Here is a 21,958-nt window from a genome sequence, read left to right on the forward strand (position 1 = left end):
AAGTGAGAATGCGGAACTGGGAGGCTGCGAAATGCTGCGGGCACGGAGGCCCGCGCTCCCATCCCTCAGTAAGCCGCATGCCCCGGCGTACGCGCAAAGGGAATAACGTCTCGGATATTGGGTACGCCTGTGACAAACATGAGGAGACGTTCGAATCCAAGTCCGTAGCCGGCATGCGGAACGGTGCCGTAGCGGCGGAGGTCGGCATACCAGGAGTAGTTTTCGGGATCAAGGCCTTGCTTTGCCATCAGCGCCTCCAGCACATCCAGGCGCTCCTCACGCTGGCTGCCGCCAACGATTTCGCCAATGCCGGGAACGAGCAGGTCCATGGCGGCGGCGGTTTTGCCGTCGTCGTTCTGGCGCATGTAGAAAGGTTTGATCTCCTTCGGATAATTGAAAATGGTCACCGGACCTTTGACGTGCTCCTCGGCCAGGAAGCGTTCGTGTTCAGTCTGCAGCGAGTCGCCCCAGACGACAGGATGCTCGAACGTGCGGCCGCTCTTGAGCAGAATGTCCACGGCATCGGTGTAGCTGATGCGCTCGAAGGGTTTTGCCAGCGTCTGCTTGAGGCGGTCGATGAGCCCTTTGTCGATGAACTTGTTGAAGAACTCCAGTTCGTCCGGGCACTCGTCAAACATGGCCTGCACCAGGTAGCGCACCTGCTCCTCCGCCAGCGTCATGTCGGCGGTGAGGTCATAGAAAGCCATCTCCGGCTCGATCATCCAAAACTCCGCTGCATGGCGCGTGGTGTTGCTGTTCTCCGCACGGAAGGTGGGGCCAAAGGTGTAGATGTTTCCCAGCGCGCAGGCGAAGGCCTCTCCCTGAAGCTGGCCGCTGACGGTGAGGTAGGTGGGGCGGCCGAAGAAATCCTGCTCCGGTTTCGTGGGGGTGTTTGGCTTCAGCGTGGTGACTTGAAACATCTCCCCTGCCCCTTCGCAGTCACTGCTGGTGATGATGGGAGTGTGAACGTAGAAGAAGCCCCGCTCCTGAAAAAAGCGATGCACGGCGAAGGCCATCTTGCTGCGCACACGGAAGACGCTGCCAAACAGATTCGTGCGTGGCCGCAGATGCGCGATGGTGCGCAGGAACTCCGGCGTGTGGCCTTTCTTTTGCAGTGGGTAGGTCGCATCGGCTTCTCCTAGCAGGCGCAGTTCCTTGGCCTGCATCTCCCACTTCTGCCCAGCGGCGGGCGAGGCGATGAGATCGCCCGTCACTTCCACGGACGCCCCCGTCAAAATACGCGGCAGGAGTTCCGCCGAAGGCAGGGCGGCATCCACCACCACCTGCAGGCCTTTGAAGCAGGAGCCGTCGGTGAGTTCCAGAAAGGAGCAGGCCTTGGAGTCACGCTTGGTCCGCACCCAGCCGCGTGCGATGATGCCAGGACGAGCAGACTCGGAATGAAGGAGGGAATGGATGGTGTCGAGAGACATGCGCGGAATGGTAGCAAAGGCGCACGACTGGGCAAGGAAGACGGTGGACTGGAATGCGAAGGCCGTGGCAGTGCCTCACTCATTCCGCCCTCAGCGGCTCTATTTTCCGCGCCGCCTTGAAATCCGGCCGCGCTGGGCGCGGATCATGCCAGCGCTCGCGCGGGGCCGGAGCCTGGGCATTCAGCCAGCTTCCGAGACGAAGGCGCAGGCTTTTGAGCGCCTCGTGCGTCTCTGCGCCAAACTGCGACCTGCCCGCATCTGCCTCGGACCGTTTTACCAGCACGGCGGAAAGTCCCGGCAGCTCGCGCACCGCAGCCATCACCTCGGCCCTTGAATGACCCGACACAGCTGTGTATTGCGTCAGATACTCGACCAGTTGCTGCCCGGCGAGGAAGGATTTCAGCCGCAGGCTCGGCACCGGTCCCTGAGCCGCAGGGTACAGCACGGAGGTCTCGGTCGGCTTCTGCCAGGAGGCCGTGTCGCCGATGGTATTCCACGGCACCACACCATCCGCGCCCAGGCTCCAGGACTCCACACACCACGCCGCATTGGCCCAGGTCGCGGCACCGGCCGGACTGGCGCTGCCATACATGTAGTACAGGTTTCCGTGCTGCTGCGCACGCCGGAGCACCCGCGGCCACCAGGTGCGGAGCGCGCCGCTCACCACCTCCACATTCACGCAGTCGTCCAGCAGATCGCGCTGCCATTGTGGACGCGAGATATCGGCACGATAGCACAGGTGCACTTTGCTCCACGGTTCCACGGCCTTCCAGAACTCCATGCCATAGCGCCGCAGTGCCCAAAAGTCCTGCGTCTGCACCGGTTCGTCAAACACCCACGCCGCAGAGCATTTGCGCCAGTCGTCTTTTTTGAAGTACACTTTGTTGTTCAGGAAAAACTCGATCATGGGTTCCGTCCAGCCCTTCTCCTCAAAGTGCCGCGCCACTTCCGCAGAGGCGTGGCGGAACTCGTCCCAGTAGGCGGCATCGAAGGCATTCTCGATCCAGTAGCCGCCGCGAAAATGCGCCTCGTGATTCATCGGCCAGTTTTCATTCAGCATCAGATACCAGGCCTCCACCGGTGTGCCCGCGCGCGGCAGCCCCGCAAAGGCGCTGCCATCGAGCAACGGCCCAAAGGCCTCGTCATACGCTTTCCAGTCCCAGGTGCCGTCTTTGCGGATCTCTGGCTTTGGCTCATCAAGCCTGCCGGTCCAGCCATAGGGCAGTTGATTCAGTGTCGTGCGGTGCTCGTGCGTCAGGCGATAATAATCCCGGACCTGTCCCGGCAGGCCATAGGCATTCATCTGCGGCAGGAAGGAAAGGCGGTCCGGCAGGGTGAAATTCCACACCATCAGCCGCAGCGGGGCCGGGCGACCGGACACCTTTATCTCACCGGAGCACACGCCAGCTTTTGCAGATTTCGGCACTCTCATTTCAACGTAGGTGTCCGCCGTGGTAAGATCCACGCCTGTGGCGCCCACGTCCGAGCCTGCGGGCACCAGCGGATCCTGCACGCCACCGGCCTTCGGCAGCGCATACAGCCTGACCTCCACGCCAGGCAGCTCCACCTGAACCTCGGCCGGCCGCGATTCCAGGATGAAGCCGACCGTCTCGCCTTTCGCGGCCTCAAAGCGCAATGCCTTTAGTGGCTCTCCATACGCATCGCGGCACCTCACCGGCAGTTCACTGTCTGCAGCATTTTCTTCTTTCAGCAGTGGAGGAAGCTTCACGGGCACGACGGGAACTGCCGCCACAGGCTGAGCCGCCTTTTCAGACTGCTGCGTGCCCTCCTCCAGAAGCAGGGTGAAATAAGGGCGGCTGTCCTTGCGGTCTTCACGGCTGCTCACATAGCGGTTCACGTTTGGGCTGAGAGTGAGGGAGTTCCCCTCACGCTGGTATTCACTGCCGACGTCATCCATCACCGCGAATCCATGCGACCGGCCGTCAATCCGTGCCTGCACCACATTTGGCGCCACCGGGATCACCTGCCAGCCAGCCGCATCCGGAGCTGTCACATCGCCAAAGCCCCACACAGATCCGCCCTCCCCGTTGATCACCGCCGTCAGGTCCGGCTCATTCCGCCCCCATCGCAGCTCACCCGTCCTTGCCCACGCGAAGGAACTGGCTCCCGCAACCTTCTGGTAGCTCGATCCCGTCCCTTCCGTCCATTCCTGAGTCACCGAAGACACCGAGGTGCGCTGCAAAGGATGATCTTTCGAGATCAACCGCACATGCAGCCAGGCCTTTAGAACCTTTTTTCCCTTCAGCGTTTCGGGATCCAGATCGACCAGAAAAAACTCCTGAATGCCCTTCAGTTTCAGACGTGGAGAGGCTCCATTGTTTCCCTCCACCTCCGTCGGATAAGACGACACCCAGAGATCTCGCGACACCTCCACACGCTGCTGAGCAGAAGCCGAAGAGAGAGCTGCGAAACTCGTCAGAAACGCGAGGCAGAGGCCGGAAGAAATTTTCATAACGTCACAACGTGCCCGGGAGCCAAGACAGGAAGTCCTCTTACTTTCCAAAATACCCCTTCACCTTGACCTTGCGTCCATAGATCTTCTCACCGCCGGCCACATAGAGGATATCGTGGTCTTTACCGGCAAATTCAACGCTGACCACCTTGCCCGCGGGGTCTGGTTTGGCGATGATGCCGGCGAGGCGGCCTGCGGGATCGAAGATTTGCACGCCGAGTTCCGTGGTGACAAAGATACGGCCGGCTGCTTCGGTGGTGGAGCCATCTCCTGCAGCAGACTCTTTGCCCGTCGGCAGCCACATGGTGGAGTAGGGCTCGCCACCCGTCAGGGTGCCGTCGTCTTCGATGCGCCACGCCCAGACATGTTTTCCACCGTATTCGGAGGCAAACAGCGTATGCTCGTCTGTGGAGATGGTGATGCCATTCGGCTTCACGACATGGCCTTCGTCGGCAATGATGTGCTTTTTGTCCTTGGTGACGAGGTGAATGCGCTGCGTGGGCGTCTCGGTGAAATAAAGGTTCCCCGCTTTGCTCACGACGAGATCGTTGCATTTCACACCGGTAAGCAGCACCTCCACCTCACCTTTCATCGTGATGGCGATGATGCGCTGCTCCTTGTTATGGCAGGCGTAGAAACGACCGTCCGGACCGATCTGCAGTCCGCTGATTCCAGGCAGATTGTCGAGAAACAAATCAACCTTGCTGGTGGCGGCATCCAGCTTGTAGATGCCTTTACCGGCCTTCACATCGGTGAAGAAAAGATTGCCCGCTGCGTCGCAGCACAACCCGTCTGTGAAGACATAACCACCGGCGGCTTCACGCCAGGACTCGCCTTCAATGAGGTAGTCATGCAGCGAAGAGTCCTGTGCAAAGAGCGAGGATGAGAGGAGACAGACGGAAAGAAGAATGCGTTTCATGGATTTCAAAGGTTCTCTGTTCGCGGTTTTCTGTTCTCAGTTTTCAAACCGCTCCGGGCAGACAACCGGGAACAGCGAACCGAAAACTGGAAAACGAATCACTTCTTCCACAGCCAGCGCAGGGTGTCCGGCAGGATGGCGCCGCCGTGCTTGCCGCTGTGAGTGCCTTCACCCAGAACAAACTGGAAATCATAACCCGCGAACTTCAGCGAAGCGGCCATGTCCTGATTCGCGAGGGGCCAGTTGCCAAACTGATTGTCGAGATCGTTGCTGCCGTCCTGGAGGAACACTTTGATCGGCTTTTTCTCGCTCTTGCGAATGAGTGCGGGATACACGTAGCCGCCGCGAATGTTGGTGAAGGAACCGATATGGCTGACCACCTTGCGAAAGGCATCCGGCCGCTCCCAGGCCACAGTCAAGGCGCAGATGCCGCCGCTGCTGTTGCCGCAGATGGCACGGCCTTCAGGATCATCCGTCAGCTTGTAGGTCTTGGCGACTTCGGGAAGGATTTCTTCGATGAGGAAGCGGGCATGCTGATCGCCGAGGGAGTCGTATTCAAAGCTGCGGTTGCTGCGCGGCTTCTCCTTGGGGTTGCTCGTGGGAAACGCACCGGGATTGATGAAAATGCCAATTGTCACAGGCATCTCGCCTTTCGCGATCAGATTGTCGAACACCACCGGCACGCGGAACTGGCCGTCCGCTTTCACAAAGCCGCCGCCGTCGCAGAACACCATCACATTCGCGGGCTTGTCTGCCGAGTATTGAGCGGGGACGTACACCCACCAGTCACGCGTGGTGCCCGGATAGATTTTGGAACTGGTCCAGGCGGGCATTTGCGTCACCTTGCCCTGCGGCACACCGTCTTTCACCTGGGAATCGGGACCGAGAACATATTGATCGTCCTGCGGAGCAGCATGGACAAAGGTGAGAAGCAAAAACGAGGCAGCGGCAAGGGAGAAAAACTTCATGGAACGAGTCCGAACGGGTGGAGAAAGGTACATCTTGCAGCCATGCAGCTCTCGCTATGGCACGGGCGCTTTGTCGCAGCAGCCGCTCTGTGCACCGCGCCTCGTTTACGACAGACTTTTCCGGCATTTCTCCACGAATGCTTGCAACGACTTATGACTTGTTCTAAAAGCGCCTCCGTCATGAGAATCTCACTTTGCCGGGGCGCTGTCCTGTGTGTCTTTGTCCTTCCTCTTCTGCTGGCTTCCTGCGAAAAGGATCAGGCTGTGTTTCATGAAAAGGAGGCCTTGGAAAGCGAACTGCAGAAAGCCAGGGCGGAGATCACCGCCTTTGACACCCAGTTGAGCGCCCTCGGACAGACACTTCCCAATGCCAGGGCCGCCCTGGAATCTCAGATCAAAGCCGCTGACAGGACCAATGCCGAACTCGCGCAGGAGATGGTGGACCTGAATGCCAGGCTGGCACGCCTGGATGCCGGGCTCAAGAAATTCCGCCCTGTGATCGAAGGATACAAAGCAAAATATCTTCCCTAATTCCGCCCCCGACCACCATGGAAGCAAGCACCGTCTTGAAAGTCACCCTCCTGATCGCCGTCGCAGGCGGTTCCTACGCGGGCTACGAGTACTACCAGCACAACGTCAAGGTCCAGGAAGCGCAGACCGAAATTGCGAGTTTAAAGCTCCAGATTGCGGAGATGCACACTTTCCGTGATGCCAGAAAAACAGACTGGGAGGCCTATGAGGCACTGAAGGTCAAAGCAGACGCTGCGACTGCGAAAACGGCTCCCCTCAAAAAGCAGAAGGAGGAGCTGGAGAATAAAATCAAAACTTCCGCAGGTGAATTCAAAGCGCTGGTGGACTCCGCAGGCGAAGCTGTGGAAAAAGTGCGCGCCAATGCCTCCAGCCTGGTCATTCCTGAACTCAAGCTCTCCGACGGCCGGGTGCTGAAGAACGCCCAGATTCGCAAGCTCGAGGAAACACAGATTTCATTCACGCACGCGGACGGCATTGGGACCGTGCCAATCAGCCTGCTGCCACCGGAGACTCTTGAGCGGCTGGATATCGGGCCAAACAGCCTCGCTGGAGTGGTTACGATTGCTGCGACAGACATTTTTGCTGGAACCACCCATGCGGCGGGCATCAGCCTGAAGTGTCCCATACCACTGACGGAGAAACCTTCTCCAGTGAATGTGCCCGTTATCGCTGAAGCAAGGCAGTTTGAAGGCGCGGCCGCGGATGAAATGGAGGTCAGCGTGGCAGCCGTTCGCTACGTCCCAGGCACGACCGTCAATCTCGATGGCGCCGTCGCGGGAACCCTAAAATCGATGTCCGCCCTTCCGGGACTGTCCAGCCCCAAGCAGCAGACCAAAGACGTCAAGGTATCCACCTTCGCCGCCAAGCGGATGTCCTTTTCGGCGAAGCGTGCCGGTGGCGAAATGTTTGCGGAGGGCCTGTTCGTCTACAATGGAGAAAAAATGTGGATGATCCAGGTCATGTTCAACAACAAGACCAAGGGCGGAAGTGCGATCGCTGAGAGCATTCTCAGCTCTGTGCAGGTGGATCCAGCTCCTTGAGGCGCCGCCCCATATCCGCGCTCGGCCCTCGGGACAGCTTTTCTGCTATTTTGAGACGTCGTTGTGATGTGAATCGGACCTCTCAATGGCAAGGTGGCCCGCGAGATTTCCGCCTCATCGAACGTTCGTCTTCTTTGAATGCGTCTCCCGATTCTTCTCCTGCTCTCCACCAGCCTCGCTGCCGCCGCCGCTGTCGATTTCTCCCATCAGATCGTGCCGATTCTGCGCGAGCACTGCGCGGAATGTCATGCAGGGGAAAAGAAAAAGGGCGGCTTCTCATTCAATGATCGAACCGCCCTGATGGAGGGTGGTGAGAATGGCGCAGTGGTGGTGAGAGGAAAAAGCGCCGAAAGCGCTCTGATCAAAGCCCTCCTTTCCTCCGATCCGGACGAACAAATGCCGCCAAAAGGCAAGCGAGTGCCCGCGGAACAGGTCGCGCTGCTCAAGCAATGGATCGATGAGGGGCTGGAGTGGGAGGAGGGCTTCGCCTTCAAAAAGCCTGCCTACGAGCCGCCCCTCCTGCCACGCACTCCCCAGCTGCCGGCGGCGGTGGACGGAAGGAACAACCCGGTCGACCGCATTCTGGATCACTATCTGGTGCAGCAAAAAGTCGCCCGACCGGCTGCGGTCGACGATGCGACCTTCGCGCGCCGCGCCAGTCTGGACCTCGTCGGCCTGCTGCCCGCGCCCCAGGAGTTGGAGGCTTTTACCAAAGACACCTCCGCGGACAAGCGCACACGATGGATCGATGCGCTTCTGAAACGCGACATGGACTACACGGAGCACTGGCTCACCTTTTGGAACGACCTGCTGCGCAATGACTATGGCGGCACCGGCTTCATCACCGGCGGCCGCAAGCAGATCAGCAACTGGCTGTATCATGCGCTGATGACGAACATGCCTTTCGACCAGTTCGTCCGTGAACTCATCTCGCCGCCGAATGACGAGAGCCGCGGGTTCATCGACGGCATCAAGTGGCGGGGCGACGTCAGCGCCGGGCAGACGGTGGAAATCCAGTTCGCGCAAAGCGTTTCACAAAGCTTTCTCGGCATCAACATGAAGTGTGCCTCCTGCCACGACAGCTTCATCGACCGCTGGAAACTGAGCGAAGCTTATGGACTCGCCGCCATTTATTCCGCACGTCCGCTGGAGATCAACCGCTGTGACAAACCCATTGGCCAGCAGGCGGTACCTTCGTGGCTGTTTCCGGAGATCGGCCAGGTGGATCCGAAGGCGGCGCCGGCAGAGCGCCTCAAACAACTGGCAGCGTTGATGACGCATCCGAAAAACGGGCGTGTCACACGCACCATCGTGAACCGCCTCTGGCAGCGCCTCATGGGGCGCGGCATCGTGCACCCGGTGGATGCCATGCAGACGGAACCTTGGAATGCTGATCTCCTCGACTACCTCGCAGTGGATTTTGCGGAACATCGCTATGATTTGAAGCGGACGCTCTCGCTCATCGCCACCTCGCAGGCTTATCAATCTCACGCGCAGGTGATGACCAAGGGCATTGATGACCACGGCTACACTTACGCCGGCCCACGGACGAAGCGACTCACCGCGGAGCAGTTTGTGGACGCCATCTGGCAGATCACGGGTGCCGCACCGGCAAAAATGGACGCCGGCGTGCTGCGTGGAAAGGTCGATCCAGAACTCGCGAAGCAGATCAAAATCCAGGGCCAGTGGATCTGGGGCAGCAGTGCCAAACCGGGAAGCACTCCGCCCTCGGGCGAAACGATCACCCTGCGCACGACCATCAAACTGGAATCCGACCCGGCAAGCGCCAGCGCCGTCGTCACCTGTGACAACGGCTACACCCTTTTCGTGAACAATCGCAAGGTCAGCGCCGGTGATGACTGGACGAAACTGGCCGCCGTGCCGCTGCAAACCGCACTGCGCAAAGGCCCGAACTCCATCCTGGTGATCGCCACCAATGCGGGCAAGGGCCCCAACGCCGCCGGCTTTTTCCTTGATGCCCGGGTGCGCGACGCTGCGGGGAAGGAAAAACTCATCAGCAGCGACGCCACCTGGGAGTGGTCCGCCAAAGCTCCGCCAGCCAAGGAAGGTCGCATCGCCGCTTTCGATCCGAAAGACTGGCAGCCCGTCACGGTGGTGAAAGCCCTCGGAGCCTGGCAGCAGGCCATCCAGAGCCAGGCCCCCACACTCCTGGCTCAGGGAGCCTCTGCTTCCGACCACATGATCCGCGCCTCGCTCATGAAGTCCGATTTCCTCATGCGCACTCTGGGCCGCCCGAACCGGGATCAGATCGTCACAGCTCGTCCGAATGACCTCACCACTCTGGAGGCCATCGACCTCGCCAATGGCGGCGTCCTCGCAGGGGCGATCGCCAAGGGGGCGCAAAAGCTGCTGGCCGTCAGCAACTCATCCCCTGCGGCTTTGATCACGAGTCTGTATCAGCGCGCCCTCTGCCGCGTCCCCTCTGCGAACGAACTCGCCACGGCGCAGGGGCTGATCGGAGAAAAACCCACACAGCAGTCTCTGGAAGACCTGCTGTGGGCGGTGTGCATGCTGCCCGAGTTTCAGGTGGTGCGGTAGTGCAGGGGTCCATGATCGACGGCTTCGGCTCTTGATTTGAGACGGAGGCCGGGAATGATGCGGGCCACTCCAACTCTTATGAAGCCCGTTCTCCTGCTCGCCCTCCTCGCCGCCACCGCTGTTTCCCTGCAGGCCGTCACGCCAGATGGCAAGAAGAAGCTCGTCCTCATCGCAGGCAAGCCTTCACACCCGCCGGGCATGCATGAGTTCCGCGCCGGCACCATGCTGCTGGAGAAATGCCTCAAGGGAGTGCCAAACCTGGTGGTGGACCGCCACGAGATGGGCTGGGTGACCGATGAGAAGACCTTTGATGATGCGGACGCAGTGGTCATTTACGCAGACGGCGGTGGCAGGCACCCCGCTGTGGTGGACGGACATCTGGACACGCTGCGCAAACTGACCGCCAAAGGCGTGGGCTTTGGCTGCATGCACTACGGCGTGGAAGTGGTGGCAGGCCAGGCTGGCAAAGAATTTCAGGAGTGGATCGGCGGGTACTACGAAAACGCGTACTCCTGCAATCCGATCTGGGACGCCAGTTATACCACGCTGCCCAAGCATGCCATCACCAGCGGCGTGCAGCCCTTCACCACCAAGGATGAATGGTACATCCACATGCGCTTCCGTCCGGCCTTTGGTCACGGCGTTGCCTCTGCGGAGGATGGCGCCGCCAAGTTTGTCCCCATCCTGGTGGCGCCTCCGAGCGATGCGACACGCGATGGTCCGTACGTGGCTCCCAAGGGCCCCTACGCGCACATTCAGGCTGAAAAGGGCAGCCCTGAGACCATGATGTGGAGCATCGAGCGCGCCGATGGCGGTCGCGGCTTCGGCTTCACTGGCGGCCATTTTCATGCCAACTGGGGCAACGACAATGTGCGCAAGGCCGTGCTCAACGCCCTGCTGTGGGTGGCCAAAGTCGAAGTGCCTGAGAAAGGTGTGGAATCCAGCGTCACTCCTGAGGAACTGACGCAGAATCTGGACCCGAAAGGAGCGCCAAAGCCCAAGAATGCCGGCATGGACACTCCCCGCGTGTTTCAACGCGTGGTGCAGCGCTGATCACAGGTGTTCCTTCCGGAAAAGGATGCTGCCGAAAGACTCCAGGCGTTTGAGGATGTTTCGCAGCAACTGCTGCTGCTGATCGATGATCACAAACTTGGCCGGCTCTGAGAGCTTCATGTTGTCGCACTGTTCGTCCACGCGTTGAACGGCGATTTTGAGCTCTTTGAGCTTCTGCCTCACTTCAGGAGTGATGCGGCTCTCCTTGATGGTGTTGCCAAGGATTTCGGCTTCACGGGTGAAATACTCCACGGTTTTGGGCAGGGCGGCACTGCCTCCGACGAGGGCGCCGGTCGTGCTGTCGACTCGAGGCTTGCCAGCGAGGTGTGGCTTGAGTGGCACAACTGACTGCGGCTCTGCGGGCAGGCCACCGTTGCGCGCATCGATGATCGTCGGGGTGATGAAGAGCATGAGGCTCTTGTGGTTCTTGCTGCGGCTCTTGTAATCAAAGAGCCACTTGAGTCCTGGAATCTTGCTGAGGAAGGGCACGCCCGCTTCGGCTTCTTTTTCCGTGGCCTCATCCAGACCGCCAACGGCGACGGTGAATCCGGAATCAATTTCCACCGGTGCGCTGTAAACGCGAGACGAGGCCACCGGATAGGGATTGCCCGAAATCACCTGCGTGCCGATAATGCTGGAAACGGTGACCGCCACATTGAGCAGCACCTTTTCCGCCTGCATGCGCTTGGGAAGAATGTTCAGAACTGTGCCAATCGGCAGATAGGCGACCTTCGTGGTGGTGGTGGCGCCGACGGAGCCCGAACTCGCCGTCGAGCTGGCATCCAGCACCGGCTGGTTCACCACCGCGCGGATGGCCACCTCGCGGTTGCTCAGCGTGACCATGCGGGGATACGATGTGGTGTTGGTCTCCTGGTCGCGCATCATGGCCCGCAGTTTCACGTTTACGTCCTGTGCGCTGAGAACGCTCATGGCGGGAAACCCGAGCGAGGCCCCGACGTTGTTGAGGTCCGCACCGGTCAGCAAATTGGCGAGATCCGTTCGGTAACCACCCGTGGTGGGTGTGTTGGTGTAGTTGACGGTGACTTTGTCCTGCCCTGTGGCGGCATCCGTCGTGGTCGTCAGATCCTTGACCTGGCGGAAATTGCCCGTTTCGAGAGTACCCGTCCAGTCGATGCCAAATTCACGGGAAGGATCCCGCGAGGTTTCGATGAACTTAACCTCGATGGCGATGAGGGTCTGGGGCTTGTCCGCAGCGGCAATGTAGCCTTCAACCCAAAGGTGCTGGAGACGGGTGGCCACAATGTAAAGCGTATTGGAATCTGACTTCCAGATCACTTTGGGCTTTCGAACGGAGCTCAGTTCGTTGGAGTTCATGGCGCGTGCCGCATTTTCGTCTGTACCTGCGCCACTCATGCCGGGTATGCCCCCTGATGTCTGCCCGCCATCAAACTCTTCCGGCGGAAGCCCCAGCAGCACCCGGATGTCGTTGATGATCTCACTGCGTTTCACCGAGAAGGTCTGGCTCGTGCCTTGAAGATCCATGCCAACCGCCGCACCACTGACCCCGCCGCCGCTGCTGCTGCTGCCGCCGGACCTCGAAGCGGATCCACTGCCCGAAGTCACACGTTCCACAAGTTCGACCGCGTTGTTTCGGATCTCATAGGATTTGCCAATCAGTTCACGGTCGTCTGCCGGACGGATGTACCAGATCCCGTTGTCAGGAATGATGGCCAGGCCATTGGCCTTGCACAAGGTTTCCAAAACTTGGAACGGGCTGGCCCTGATGGAGAAGGTAATCAGGCGGCTGCCTTCTTCGCTTCCATCCGGCAGGGAGAAAAAGGAAATGCCCGCATCTGTGGCCAGAAATCGCAGCACATCACTCAACATCGCTTTGGAGAAGTCATACTGCTGAGGAGCGGCAGACCTCAGCCGGCCCGCCTCCGCCTCATATTCCGGGGAGAGTTGATGCATCGTGCTCTGGTTAAACTGGGCGCGGGCAGGAGAAGCCGCCAGGAGCGTCAGCACGAGGCAAAGTAAGAATTTGAACTGGAAATGTGCGATAAAAGGACGCATATTATGGAAATTATACTTGAAATGGAAATACAAATCAAATGACATTTATCAATGATCCCTATTGATTTTACATTTTCGACTAAATATTCACGCATTCGAACCTTTTATCCATGTTTTTCATATTTTTCATACCTTTTCCTTGAATTTAGGTCCTTTTAACTATTTAGTTGTGCATTAATGATAACCACTAGAGCCATCGATCTGAGCCCACGGTCGAGCAGATTTGTCTGCTCCCCCGGGTTCACGTTGCTCGAACTGATCATCATGATCTCCCTCATCGGAATCCTTGTGGGGGTGGGTGCCTCTCTATTGACGGATGATTCCGATTCGGCTCGGACGGCCAAGCTCCAATCGGACGTCGCGACGCTGAACCAGATGGTGGCTCTTTATCTTTCGGATGGGGGCAGTCTCGCCGGCCTGACATCTCCGCAGGCAGTTCTGGATAAAATGAAGCGCACGCGTCCACAGTCTGAATGGCAGCAGCACGCGGGAGATGTTTCAGGCCGGCTGCTGGATGTGCGCCTGCGCGCCAGGATGACTTCTCAGCCGGACAACTCCAACAATCCCCGGGCAAACTGGGACCGAACCAAGCAACGATTTGTCGTGAATAATGCCACGGGAAACGCGGTGTCAGAGTTTTATCTGGACGACAGTCTCGCGGCTGCAGACTTCGGCACGGAAACACGAGGCAAGTCCGCCTACGCCTTCAATTCTTCCAGCTCGGGCTGGGTTTGGGGCACCTCGGTGTCGAACTCTGCAGCCGATTATTTAGATCCACAGCCGTTCTCCTCTCCCAATCCGGCCACTGGTTTTAATCCTGACGAGACAACCACGGCATCCCCCAGCCCGCCTTCCGATTCCAGCGGAGGCAGTGGAGGTGGAGATGGCGGCGGCAGCGGCGCTCCTTCACAGCCGACACTTGCGCTCCTGCCGATGCCTCTGATCAGCCCTCTGGGAGGCACTTTCGCATTCAACAGCTTCCCGAGTTCCTTAACGCTGAGCACGGGAGGCGCGCCAGACAATGTCTCCGCCCTGATGTATAGCGTCAATGGTGGCGCGTGGCAGGTTTATTCCGGTGCCAGCATTCCGGTGACGCCGGCGATGACTCTCCAAGTCCGCAATGAGACAACACGCCCAGCCGAGTATGCGACGAGCAGAACCAACACACAGACCTATTACCGGCTGACCAGCGGTTTTAGCGGAACCGAGCAAGGCGCCTGGGGCAATGCGATCGGTGGGGCCAACCTGGTCACCAGCATCCAGAACAGCGGGACGACCTCCACCTTTAAATCAGGCAACACCAAGCTGGATCTCGGCAACGGGGAGTATCTCGACGCCGGCGTGGAAAACTCGCTCAGCTTCACTCCGGCGGCGTTTGGAAACATCGCTCCCAACACCTGGTTCGATTTTGGCGCGATGCAGATTCTGAACGGCACCACATTCTACAACAGCGAGGCTTCGGGTGTGACGCTCTCGGTCAATCTGAATCTGACGCAGCCAACGGTCAACGTGACCACCCACGTTGACCTTGGCCTCGTCAGCACCACCAACACTAGCGACCGCCTTGCCAGCGCGGACATCGTTCAGCTTCTCAATCCTACCACGGATTTCACGGTCAACATCGACGGGGTCCAGTACCGCCTGGAACTGCAATGGGTCTCCCTCGACCCAAGCTCCAGCGTCGTCCAGGGGAACAACCTCCTCGTGTTTGAGGGCGCAAACGCAAACGTGGAACTGCGGGCAAGATTCACCAGCAACTATTAGCACACCATGGAAGACATTCACGAACGCAGTCAGCTTGGTTACCGGATGCTTCACCTTTCGAAGGATTCAGGTGTGAGTGACTTCTACGTCACGCCATGGGAGGCGCTGACCTACAAGCGCAACGGAAAGCTGTTCTATGACTCGTTTATCTACCAGCCGGAACGCCCGCTGGAGTTCACGCCAGGGTGCGTGGACTACGCTCTGCAGCTGGGTCCCAGGCGCTACCGCGTCAACCGCATGGTCACGCGCGGGCGTCCACGCTGGGTGCTGCGTCTGCTGCCGGAAAGCATCCCTGACATCAGCAAGCTGATGGTTCCCCCTCCCGCCATCAAAGCATTCCTGGAGGCAAAAAACGGTCTGTTTCTCGTGTGCGGCGCCACCGGCTCCGGTAAGTCCACCACCATCGCCTCCATGATTCTTGAACGGGCCAAGCGCCGTCAGGAGCATGTGCTCACCTTCGAAGACCCGATCGAATTCGTCTATCCCTCGGGCATTCCCTCCCTCGTCTCACAGCGTGAGATCGGCACGGATGAACTGGACTTCAACAAATCTCTCCGCGCAGCTCTTCGTCAGGCGCCCGATGTGATTCTGGTGGGGGAAATTCGAGACGGCGAAACGGCGGAAATCGCCCTGCAGGCGGCGGAAACCGGTCACGTCGTTGTAGCCACGCTGCACACCTCCTCCGCTGCGCAGACCGTGCAGCGCTACCTCAAGCTCATTCCAAGCGATCGCATGGAAAACGCCATGCTTTCGTTCGCGGACTCCATTCGCGGCATTCTCTGCCAGCGGCTGCTGTTTGATGAAAACCGCGGCAAACGCTTCCCCATCCACGAACTGCTGCTGCCCTACGACTCGGTATGCGGCATGATCCGCCGCGGGGAGTTCAAGAACCTGGACCAGGAGCTCGAGGCGGGCTTCACACGCGGAATGGTGAGCTTTGAGCGCTGCCTGAACATGCGCATGGCAGACGGCTGGAAGCCCTCCACCGCACGCAAAACCGGCTACACCGAACATGAGGTGTATGACTTCCTTTCAAAAGAACAACTGACCTCCATTTATGCTGTTGGATGAAATCAAATCTGTCCTGAGCTTTGCCGCTTTCAAAGCCGATCCCGACGACTCTGCAGTGCCGTGGGGAAAACGCTATGAAGCGCGCAAATCTCTTCTTCTCAACGTCAGCCGCGGCGCCGTCAGCTGGCGTTCCATCAACAAACGCGGAAGGTTTGAGGAGGGTGGTTTTCAAGAAGGCGAGCTTGCCGACGCAGCCCCGCAGCGCGCCGAAGAATGGCGCGGCATGGTGGAAGGCGGCTGGTGCTCAGTCTCGGTGAACCACCGCTTCATCATCAGCCTCGAAAACAATCTGATGCGTGGCGACAACTGCGTGAGCCTTCTGCGCACCAATCCGCGCGCGGTGCTGGGTCCGAAATACGACCGCGGCAAGCGCTACGCCATCTGCCATCATCCGGAAACCACCGCCAGCCTGCTCCTGGCCGTGGAGGAGTCCCTGGTCAAGGTCACCGAAGACGTTCTGAAGACCGTCAATCTGAAGCCGGGACGTGTGTGCTGCGGCCTATTCGCCATGCTGGAGCATGCGATCCTGAGCATCTACCGCGCAAGCTCCGGCGGGACTCCCTCGGACTTCGTGCTTATCGCCGCATGCGAAGGTTCACTTGCGGTCCTGGTTCAGCAGGAAGGCCAGTGGCGTGATATCCGCTGCCGCAGCGGCCTCGGCCCGGAGGCGGTGGAGACCGCCCTGCAGATCATCAGCCCGCTGCTCGCCAAAATCCCGCAGGGAAGCCCGGTCTATTTCGTGGGAGACGGCCACGACAACAAATTCCGCACCGAGCTGATGCTGCACCTGGAGAAGGTCGGCGCAGCCGATCTTACCCAGGATGACCTGCTCTGGACCATCATCGGAGAACATTGATCCGCCCGCACATTATGAACGAATACCTTTGTCACGACTTCAAGACACCGCGCACGGACACCTCGCGTCGCCTGCCCTCCAGCTTCCGCGCCATCCCGGTCATATTTTACGTGGCGTTGATTGGCAGCGCCTATGTGATGACGATGGATTACTTCAACTACAAGAAGGCGCTCAAACAAAAGACGGACGCCGAAGAACGGCAAAAAATCAGCGAAGCATCCACGGAGGCGTTCCGGAAAGAAAAGGCCGATCTGGAAGCTGAAGCCACAAAGGCTGAAAAAGTGGCCGAGTGGATGGAAGGCGCGCGAAACATCCAGCCAATCGCCGTCAAGATCGCCCGGGCGGTGCAGACGGACACGCGCATCACCCAGGTGTCATTGGAGCGCAATGAACAGGTACCTTCCAACATTGCCCTGACCATTCATCTCAACGGCTCCAAAGTTTCCACGGAACTTGCCGCCATCGAGTCTGCTCTCGGACAGCTGCTCTACCGTTCGTATTCGCCGCAGCAGACGAAGACTGGCGACGTCGTCGAATATCATTCCACCCTCGTCCGCCAGGCGGACTGATTTCCCCTCCCTCCTGCCATGAATCCCAAGCAAATCGCCTGCGTCATCCTGCTCCTGATCATTGGTGCGATGACCTATACCGCCCAAATGATTCACAAGAAGGTGACCACCACCCGGACCGAGGCGGAAGATGCCGAGACTGCGGCCGTCACCGCGGAAAACGAGCGCTCCACCGCCGAAATCGAAACTGCTGTTTTCAAAACGGAAACCGATGACATCCGGCGGTTTCTTCGCTCCTGGCTGCCGGCGATCGACCATGTGCAAACCCAGCAGGAAGCTGAGCAAACGATCGAACTCAGCCTGCGCGAACGAGGCATCAATCTGGTGCGTTCACGCAAAACCGAACCCAAGCAGGCCGCAGGCAACAAAATCATTCCTAAATCCATCGTCACAACGCTCACCATTGAAGAGGAATTTGCCAAGGTCCTGAACTGGCTGGGAGACATTGAGCGCAGACTTCCGACCGCCCGCATGAAAGTGGTGCAGATCACCGGTGGAAGCACCGGCTCCCAGTTAAAAATGGATGTGTCTTTTGAAACACCGATCTTCGATCTCGCCTCGGTGGATGCAGACAAAAAGAAACCGGCTCCCAAAGCAAGCAGCGCGGCGAAGCCCAACAAGAATTCCTAGCCCATGAAACCTTACCACCGACTGCTGCTGCTGCCAGCCCTGACGTTCTTGATCATGGCAGCCTCCAGCCATGCCCAAGATGCACCGGCTGGCGGCGAGGATGGAGACAAGCGCGTGCAGTACCAGCTCGTGCTGCCGGAGGAGAAAACCCCGGAGAATGTGAAGCCGGAGGAGCACAACCCTTTTGAATCCGTCAACGATGCACTGATCAGGCAGGCTCCGGGAGACACGGAAGAAAACCGCGTACGCGACAAATTGCTCAAACTGCCAGTGGTGGGCATCAAGCGCATGTCGGACGGGCGCATGAGAGTACTGCTGGGAGACATCATTCTCGAGACCGGCGGTGTGGTGCCCCCAGTGCTACCGGAACAGTTGGTGGAGCTGAAGGTGAAAAACATCACCCCGCAGTGCATCGAGCTCGCCTGGCAGGAGAAACGCTTCACGGGCCTCCCACCGAAGCTCATGCTCATTCCCATCAACATTTCGCCTCAGGTGCGTTATCAGATGCTCGGCCAGACCGGAGAAGATGCCAAAAACGTCAAGGGAGGAGGCACCAATGCCAAAATGGATCTGCCACTGCGTGACATTGCCACGAGTCCGCCACCCGCTGCCCCAGCGCCTGCGGCTGCGGCCGCCGATACAGCAGCGCCGCCACCGCGCGCGCAGCTCGTCGCGGATGATCCTGCTCCATTTTCTCCCCCTCGTATGGTGAAGCCTGAGGAACCCGCCGTGGCTGAACCCGCAACGCCCCAGCCGATGCAGGCGAAAGCCCCCCCTCCCCCCGCCAAACCGGCTGAAAATCCGCCGGCCGCCACTCCACCTTCACCCGCCGTGGAATCCATGGTGCGCATGCTGTTTGGCAATCCAACGCCCAGCCCTAAATGAACCACCGCGTCCATCAGCCAGGAGGCTTCACCTCCGTGGAACTCCTGCTGGTGCTCGCGCTTTCTGCCGTCATCCTGGGAGGGGCGGTTGTTTCCTACGGCACGCTCGTGCGCAGTCAGCCGAGCGTTTCTTCGATGGTCAGCGTGCCGCTCGGAGTGGCCCGCATGCAGAATTTTTACAGCCTCATCGGCGACTCCGTCAATGTGCCCATGGCTCCGCAATACGGAGCTTTGTCCCTCGCCGAGGAACTGCGTGAACAGTTTCTGACGGACACGCTCAGCGCTACCTCGGTCTATTGCCTTCCACGGGACGGCATGAACACCTGGAGGCCATCTGTGATTCCTTACAACTCCACCCAGGATGGTGAGCTCGACACTCCACAGAAATTCCGCGCGCACGTCATCGCACGCGCCAGCGTGCCGAGTTCACTCTACCGGGACTACCGCAATCCGCTCAATGACGGCACCTCCGTGCCCATGAATGCCAGCATCTTTGTCCTCGGCTACAGCAAGTATGCGGGCTACCTCAAAGTGAACGCCATCTATGACATTGATGTCATTCGCTTCACGGCCACCAATGAGCCCAATGGCATCTATGCCTCCGTCAAAAGGTATGCTGACTCCACGTCTTCGCTGACACCCTCCACGCTTTCATACATGGGCGGTTACGATGTGTTTTATCCGCCGTCCATTCCGAATCCGACAAACTCGACGCAGTGGTCCACCACGGACGGCTTCACCCCGCTGTTCGTCACTTTTGAGCGTGCCACACGCCTGGCACTGCGGGAGTCGCCCACCACCATTGACCGCTTCAAGCGGGCGTACGAGCGGCCGTTCTATTTCATTTGGTGGCCGGACCCTGCGGCGCGCAATCTGGGTCCGGTGGCAAACACCCTGGCATCCACCGATCCGCGTCAGGCTTACAACCAAATGGGCGGACGCACAGCCTTCATGTTCACCGTGCCAATTTTCCCGGCGCTCTAAAAACTCGTCATGCGCACAAAGCTTATCCATCATCGCAGCAACCGCGGCGCCCTCATGGCGGCCGCGCTCATGCTCATGGTGGTGTGTGGCATTTTCATGTCTGCCTGGGTGAGTCTCATGAGCACCCGGGCCTCGCAGGTCAGCTATCTTGAGGACGTCTGCAAACGCCACATCGGAGTGGAAAGCTCACGCCTTCTCGGCTGGCAGTACGTCACCAGCAGGGCCTTTGACGTCAACAATTCCCTGGCTGCTGGTCAAAACACCACCCTTGGCAGCGACATTGGCAGCTTCAACAGCGGCACCGGCTGGAACAACCTCAACGTGTACACCTCGGCCAACACAGCTGGAGGGATGACCACGGTGTTTCCCTACAACCACACGGGTCTGCGTCCAGGCGCCACTTATTTGAGCGTGGAAAAGCTGACACGTCCCTCCGTGAATGTTGCCGGAAACATCGACGACTACAACTCATGGCAGTTTCTCAAAACCATGCCCCCGGTCCTTAACGGGGACGTCTTCTGCATTTATCGCAAGCCGGATGGAGTCTCCACGGAGCTGGACGTTTACGCCAGCACGGGCGCTGGCAGCGCCGGTCACAACGCCAACTGGACAGTTCAGGGGCGGACGGTTCTTCATGATCCGCCCTCGCTGTTTGTCCGCAGCACTCCCAGCCCGCTGCAACTCCCCTTCCTGACCAAATCGCTTTACATCCAGTCGCATTCGACGGTTGAGCCGCCCTCCATCCCCTACCCTGTTTACGGCACGGACTTGAATGGCAAGGCGCTGCTTCCATCCAACATGTCCGTGGTTCCGAGCACCACGGGTCCGGTCGACAGCAGCGGCAGCAGCAATTTCCTCGGCTACCTCAACGTGGTGCGCAACAACAACAACCCGGACAACTCCCTCTGGCACTTCCAGGACCGCGAAGCGGCTGCCGGCCGCACCCCCACCATCACGATTGATGTGGAGAAGGTTTTCAATTCCGCCACGGAAGCCTACTGGATCGCCGAACAGGCGACACCGACTTACACACCTCCCGGCTGGCCGTCCGGTTATGACACCAAGCTGAAGGTGCTCTTTATCAAGATGGACAGCGCCTACCTCAAAAACATGCGCATCTATGGAGTTGTTGATCAAATCATCTTTGTCGGCCAGAGCAACGCCACCGCGTTTGACAATGCCGCTTCTTTGAAGCCGGTCATCATCACCATCATGCCAAATGGCTCTAAAGGAAGGTGGGTGCGCGATATTCGATTTGAGCGTGAAAACAACCGACGGCACGTTCTTGCGTTTCAGGACGACAACGGCCGCCCCATCGAGCTCTCATGGGTTAACAATCCCATCAGCGGCACGGAGTTTCGCTGGCGGTGCGTGCTGGTGAACGAATACCAGACCCTCATGTTCAACATGCCTTCCACGCTGACGCAAAGCGTGCGCTGGATTGGCGGCGTCATGACCAATTGGACCGTGAAGCGACGCGCCGCCGGCGGCACCAATCCAAGCCGCCTGCTTTTTACAAGCGACAGTGATCCCGCCGTCCCGGCAGCCACCAACAGCGGCCCGGCATTCGCCACCTTCCTCCCGCGCGATGCGTGGCTGGAGTCTTACTTCTTACCCGTCGCACCGCCGTGAAGAACACCAGGCTTCAGACTTTCCCGTGGTTTGCAAAGGTTGGCCATTGTTTGCAGTGGCTTGGCAAACCATCGCAAAAAACTGCAAGCCATCGCAAGCCATCTCCAGCACTCCGCAGAGCGCGCGGCTACACGCTGATCGAAGTCCTCGCAGCAGCATCCATCATCTCCATCGGCACCACCGCCATGGTCAGCCTTTCCGCCACCTTGATGTTGCAGGAGGAAATGGCCAGCCGGGTCAGCATCACCCGCAATTACCAGGAGAACACGGTGCGGCTGTGGCAGCTCGGACTGTCCACGGTGCAGATCACCGCGCTCATGCCATCGTTGACGCAAAACGCCCTGCTTCAGCAGGCCATCTACACAAACCCCGTTCTGGTGGAGAGCGGCCTGACCACCGTCAATGGCGTCGTGATGGAGACCGCGCTTTGCACCGCAGTCGTCAACAGCTCCCAAAATCCCACGGTCAAATCCGCCGGAGCTTCTTTTACCATCACCGCCTACCGCCCGCACCTGGTCACGGACCTGCGCACACCTCCGCCATGACTTCCGCTGCACCCCA

Annotated in this window: 18 protein-coding genes; 13 read left to right on the plus strand and 5 right to left on the minus strand. The window is 59.2% G+C overall.

Going from position 1 to position 21,958, the window contains the following annotated elements; all coding sequences use genetic code 11:
* Nucleotides 1–65: 65 nt before the first annotated feature.
* The 4 genes from asnS to ACILSO_RS24975 all read right to left on the minus strand — a co-directional run bounded on the left by asnS (nucleotide 66) and on the right by ACILSO_RS24975 (nucleotide 5,790).
* Nucleotides 66–1,430 (minus strand): asparagine--tRNA ligase, encoded by a 1,365-nt coding sequence (gene asnS, locus ACILSO_RS24960; RefSeq protein WP_395740200.1) that lies wholly within the window; start codon nucleotides 1,428–1,430, stop codon nucleotides 66–68.
* A 79-nt stretch (nucleotides 1,431–1,509) separates the two neighbouring features.
* On the minus strand, nucleotides 1,510–3,903 hold the full coding sequence (locus tag ACILSO_RS24965) for a hypothetical protein (RefSeq protein WP_395740201.1): 2,394 nt from the start codon (nucleotides 3,901–3,903) through the stop codon (nucleotides 1,510–1,512).
* Nucleotides 3,904–3,943: 40 nt separating this feature from the next.
* Nucleotides 3,944–4,822, minus strand: a complete 879-nt coding sequence (locus ACILSO_RS24970; RefSeq protein ID WP_395740202.1) for an SMP-30/gluconolactonase/LRE family protein — start codon at nucleotides 4,820–4,822, stop codon at nucleotides 3,944–3,946.
* A 98-nt stretch (nucleotides 4,823–4,920) separates the two neighbouring features.
* Nucleotides 4,921–5,790, minus strand: coding sequence for an alpha/beta hydrolase (locus ACILSO_RS24975; RefSeq protein ID WP_395740203.1), 870 nt, complete (start codon nucleotides 5,788–5,790; stop codon nucleotides 4,921–4,923).
* Between the two features lie 180 nt (nucleotides 5,791–5,970).
* Here ACILSO_RS24975 and ACILSO_RS24980 point away from each other — a divergent pair, with 180 nt between their 5' ends.
* The 4 genes from ACILSO_RS24980 to ACILSO_RS24995 all read left to right on the plus strand — a co-directional run bounded on the left by ACILSO_RS24980 (nucleotide 5,971) and on the right by ACILSO_RS24995 (nucleotide 10,973).
* Nucleotides 5,971–6,321 carry a hypothetical protein gene (locus ACILSO_RS24980; RefSeq protein ID WP_395740204.1) on the plus strand — a complete coding sequence of 117 codons (351 nt, stop codon included), beginning with the start codon at nucleotides 5,971–5,973 and terminating at the stop codon, nucleotides 6,319–6,321.
* A gap of 17 nt (nucleotides 6,322–6,338) precedes the next feature.
* Nucleotides 6,339–7,361 carry a hypothetical protein gene (locus tag ACILSO_RS24985; protein ID WP_395740205.1) on the plus strand — a complete coding sequence of 341 codons (1,023 nt, stop codon included), beginning with the start codon at nucleotides 6,339–6,341 and terminating at the stop codon, nucleotides 7,359–7,361.
* A gap of 138 nt (nucleotides 7,362–7,499) precedes the next feature.
* Entirely contained in the window at nucleotides 7,500–9,920 is a 2,421-nt protein-coding gene (locus ACILSO_RS24990; protein WP_395740206.1) for a DUF1549 domain-containing protein, read from the plus strand.
* Between the two features lie 78 nt (nucleotides 9,921–9,998).
* Entirely contained in the window at nucleotides 9,999–10,973 is a 975-nt protein-coding gene (locus ACILSO_RS24995; protein WP_395740207.1) for a ThuA domain-containing protein, read from the plus strand.
* On the opposite strand, the gene ACILSO_RS25000 is transcribed toward ACILSO_RS24995, so the two are convergent.
* Nucleotides 10,974–12,959 carry a type II secretion system protein GspD gene (locus tag ACILSO_RS25000; RefSeq protein ID WP_395740208.1) on the minus strand — a complete coding sequence of 662 codons (1,986 nt, stop codon included), beginning with the start codon at nucleotides 12,957–12,959 and terminating at the stop codon, nucleotides 10,974–10,976.
* 312 nt (nucleotides 12,960–13,271) lie between these two features.
* Here ACILSO_RS25000 and ACILSO_RS25005 point away from each other — a divergent pair, with 312 nt between their 5' ends.
* Genes ACILSO_RS25005 through ACILSO_RS25045 form a run of 9 tightly spaced genes read left to right on the plus strand, consistent with a single transcriptional unit; the run spans nucleotide 13,272 to nucleotide 21,942 of the window.
* Complete coding sequence (locus ACILSO_RS25005) at nucleotides 13,272–14,771, plus strand: choice-of-anchor K domain-containing protein (protein ID WP_395740209.1); 1,500 nt, start codon at nucleotides 13,272–13,274, stop codon at nucleotides 14,769–14,771.
* A 6-nt stretch (nucleotides 14,772–14,777) separates the two neighbouring features.
* Nucleotides 14,778–15,842, plus strand: coding sequence for a type IV pilus twitching motility protein PilT (locus ACILSO_RS25010; protein ID WP_395740210.1), 1,065 nt, complete (start codon nucleotides 14,778–14,780; stop codon nucleotides 15,840–15,842).
* The gene (locus ACILSO_RS25015; protein ID WP_395740211.1) at nucleotides 15,829–16,698 is read left to right on the plus strand and encodes a hypothetical protein; all 870 of its coding nucleotides are present in this window, start codon (nucleotides 15,829–15,831) and stop codon (nucleotides 16,696–16,698) included. Before ACILSO_RS25010 ends, ACILSO_RS25015 begins: the two co-directional genes overlap by 14 nt.
* A gap of 14 nt (nucleotides 16,699–16,712) precedes the next feature.
* On the plus strand, nucleotides 16,713–17,267 hold the full coding sequence (locus ACILSO_RS25020) for a hypothetical protein (RefSeq protein WP_395740212.1): 555 nt from the start codon (nucleotides 16,713–16,715) through the stop codon (nucleotides 17,265–17,267).
* An 18-nt stretch (nucleotides 17,268–17,285) separates the two neighbouring features.
* Nucleotides 17,286–17,897 carry a hypothetical protein gene (locus ACILSO_RS25025; protein WP_395740213.1) on the plus strand — a complete coding sequence of 204 codons (612 nt, stop codon included), beginning with the start codon at nucleotides 17,286–17,288 and terminating at the stop codon, nucleotides 17,895–17,897.
* A 3-nt stretch (nucleotides 17,898–17,900) separates the two neighbouring features.
* Complete coding sequence (locus ACILSO_RS25030) at nucleotides 17,901–18,782, plus strand: hypothetical protein (RefSeq protein WP_395740214.1); 882 nt, start codon at nucleotides 17,901–17,903, stop codon at nucleotides 18,780–18,782.
* Nucleotides 18,779–19,765, plus strand: coding sequence for a hypothetical protein (locus ACILSO_RS25035; protein ID WP_395740215.1), 987 nt, complete (start codon nucleotides 18,779–18,781; stop codon nucleotides 19,763–19,765). Before ACILSO_RS25030 ends, ACILSO_RS25035 begins: the two co-directional genes overlap by 4 nt.
* A gap of 9 nt (nucleotides 19,766–19,774) precedes the next feature.
* Nucleotides 19,775–21,397 carry a hypothetical protein gene (locus ACILSO_RS25040; RefSeq protein ID WP_395740216.1) on the plus strand — a complete coding sequence of 541 codons (1,623 nt, stop codon included), beginning with the start codon at nucleotides 19,775–19,777 and terminating at the stop codon, nucleotides 21,395–21,397.
* Complete coding sequence (locus ACILSO_RS25045) at nucleotides 21,394–21,942, plus strand: prepilin-type N-terminal cleavage/methylation domain-containing protein (RefSeq protein ID WP_395740217.1); 549 nt, start codon at nucleotides 21,394–21,396, stop codon at nucleotides 21,940–21,942. The genes ACILSO_RS25040 and ACILSO_RS25045 overlap by 4 nt, the downstream gene beginning before the upstream one ends.
* Nucleotides 21,943–21,958: the final 16 nt, after the last annotated feature.

The sequence above is a fragment of the Prosthecobacter sp. genome (genome assembly GCF_044226605.1).
In the GTDB taxonomy this organism is placed as follows: domain Bacteria; phylum Verrucomicrobiota; class Verrucomicrobiia; order Verrucomicrobiales; family Verrucomicrobiaceae; genus Prosthecobacter.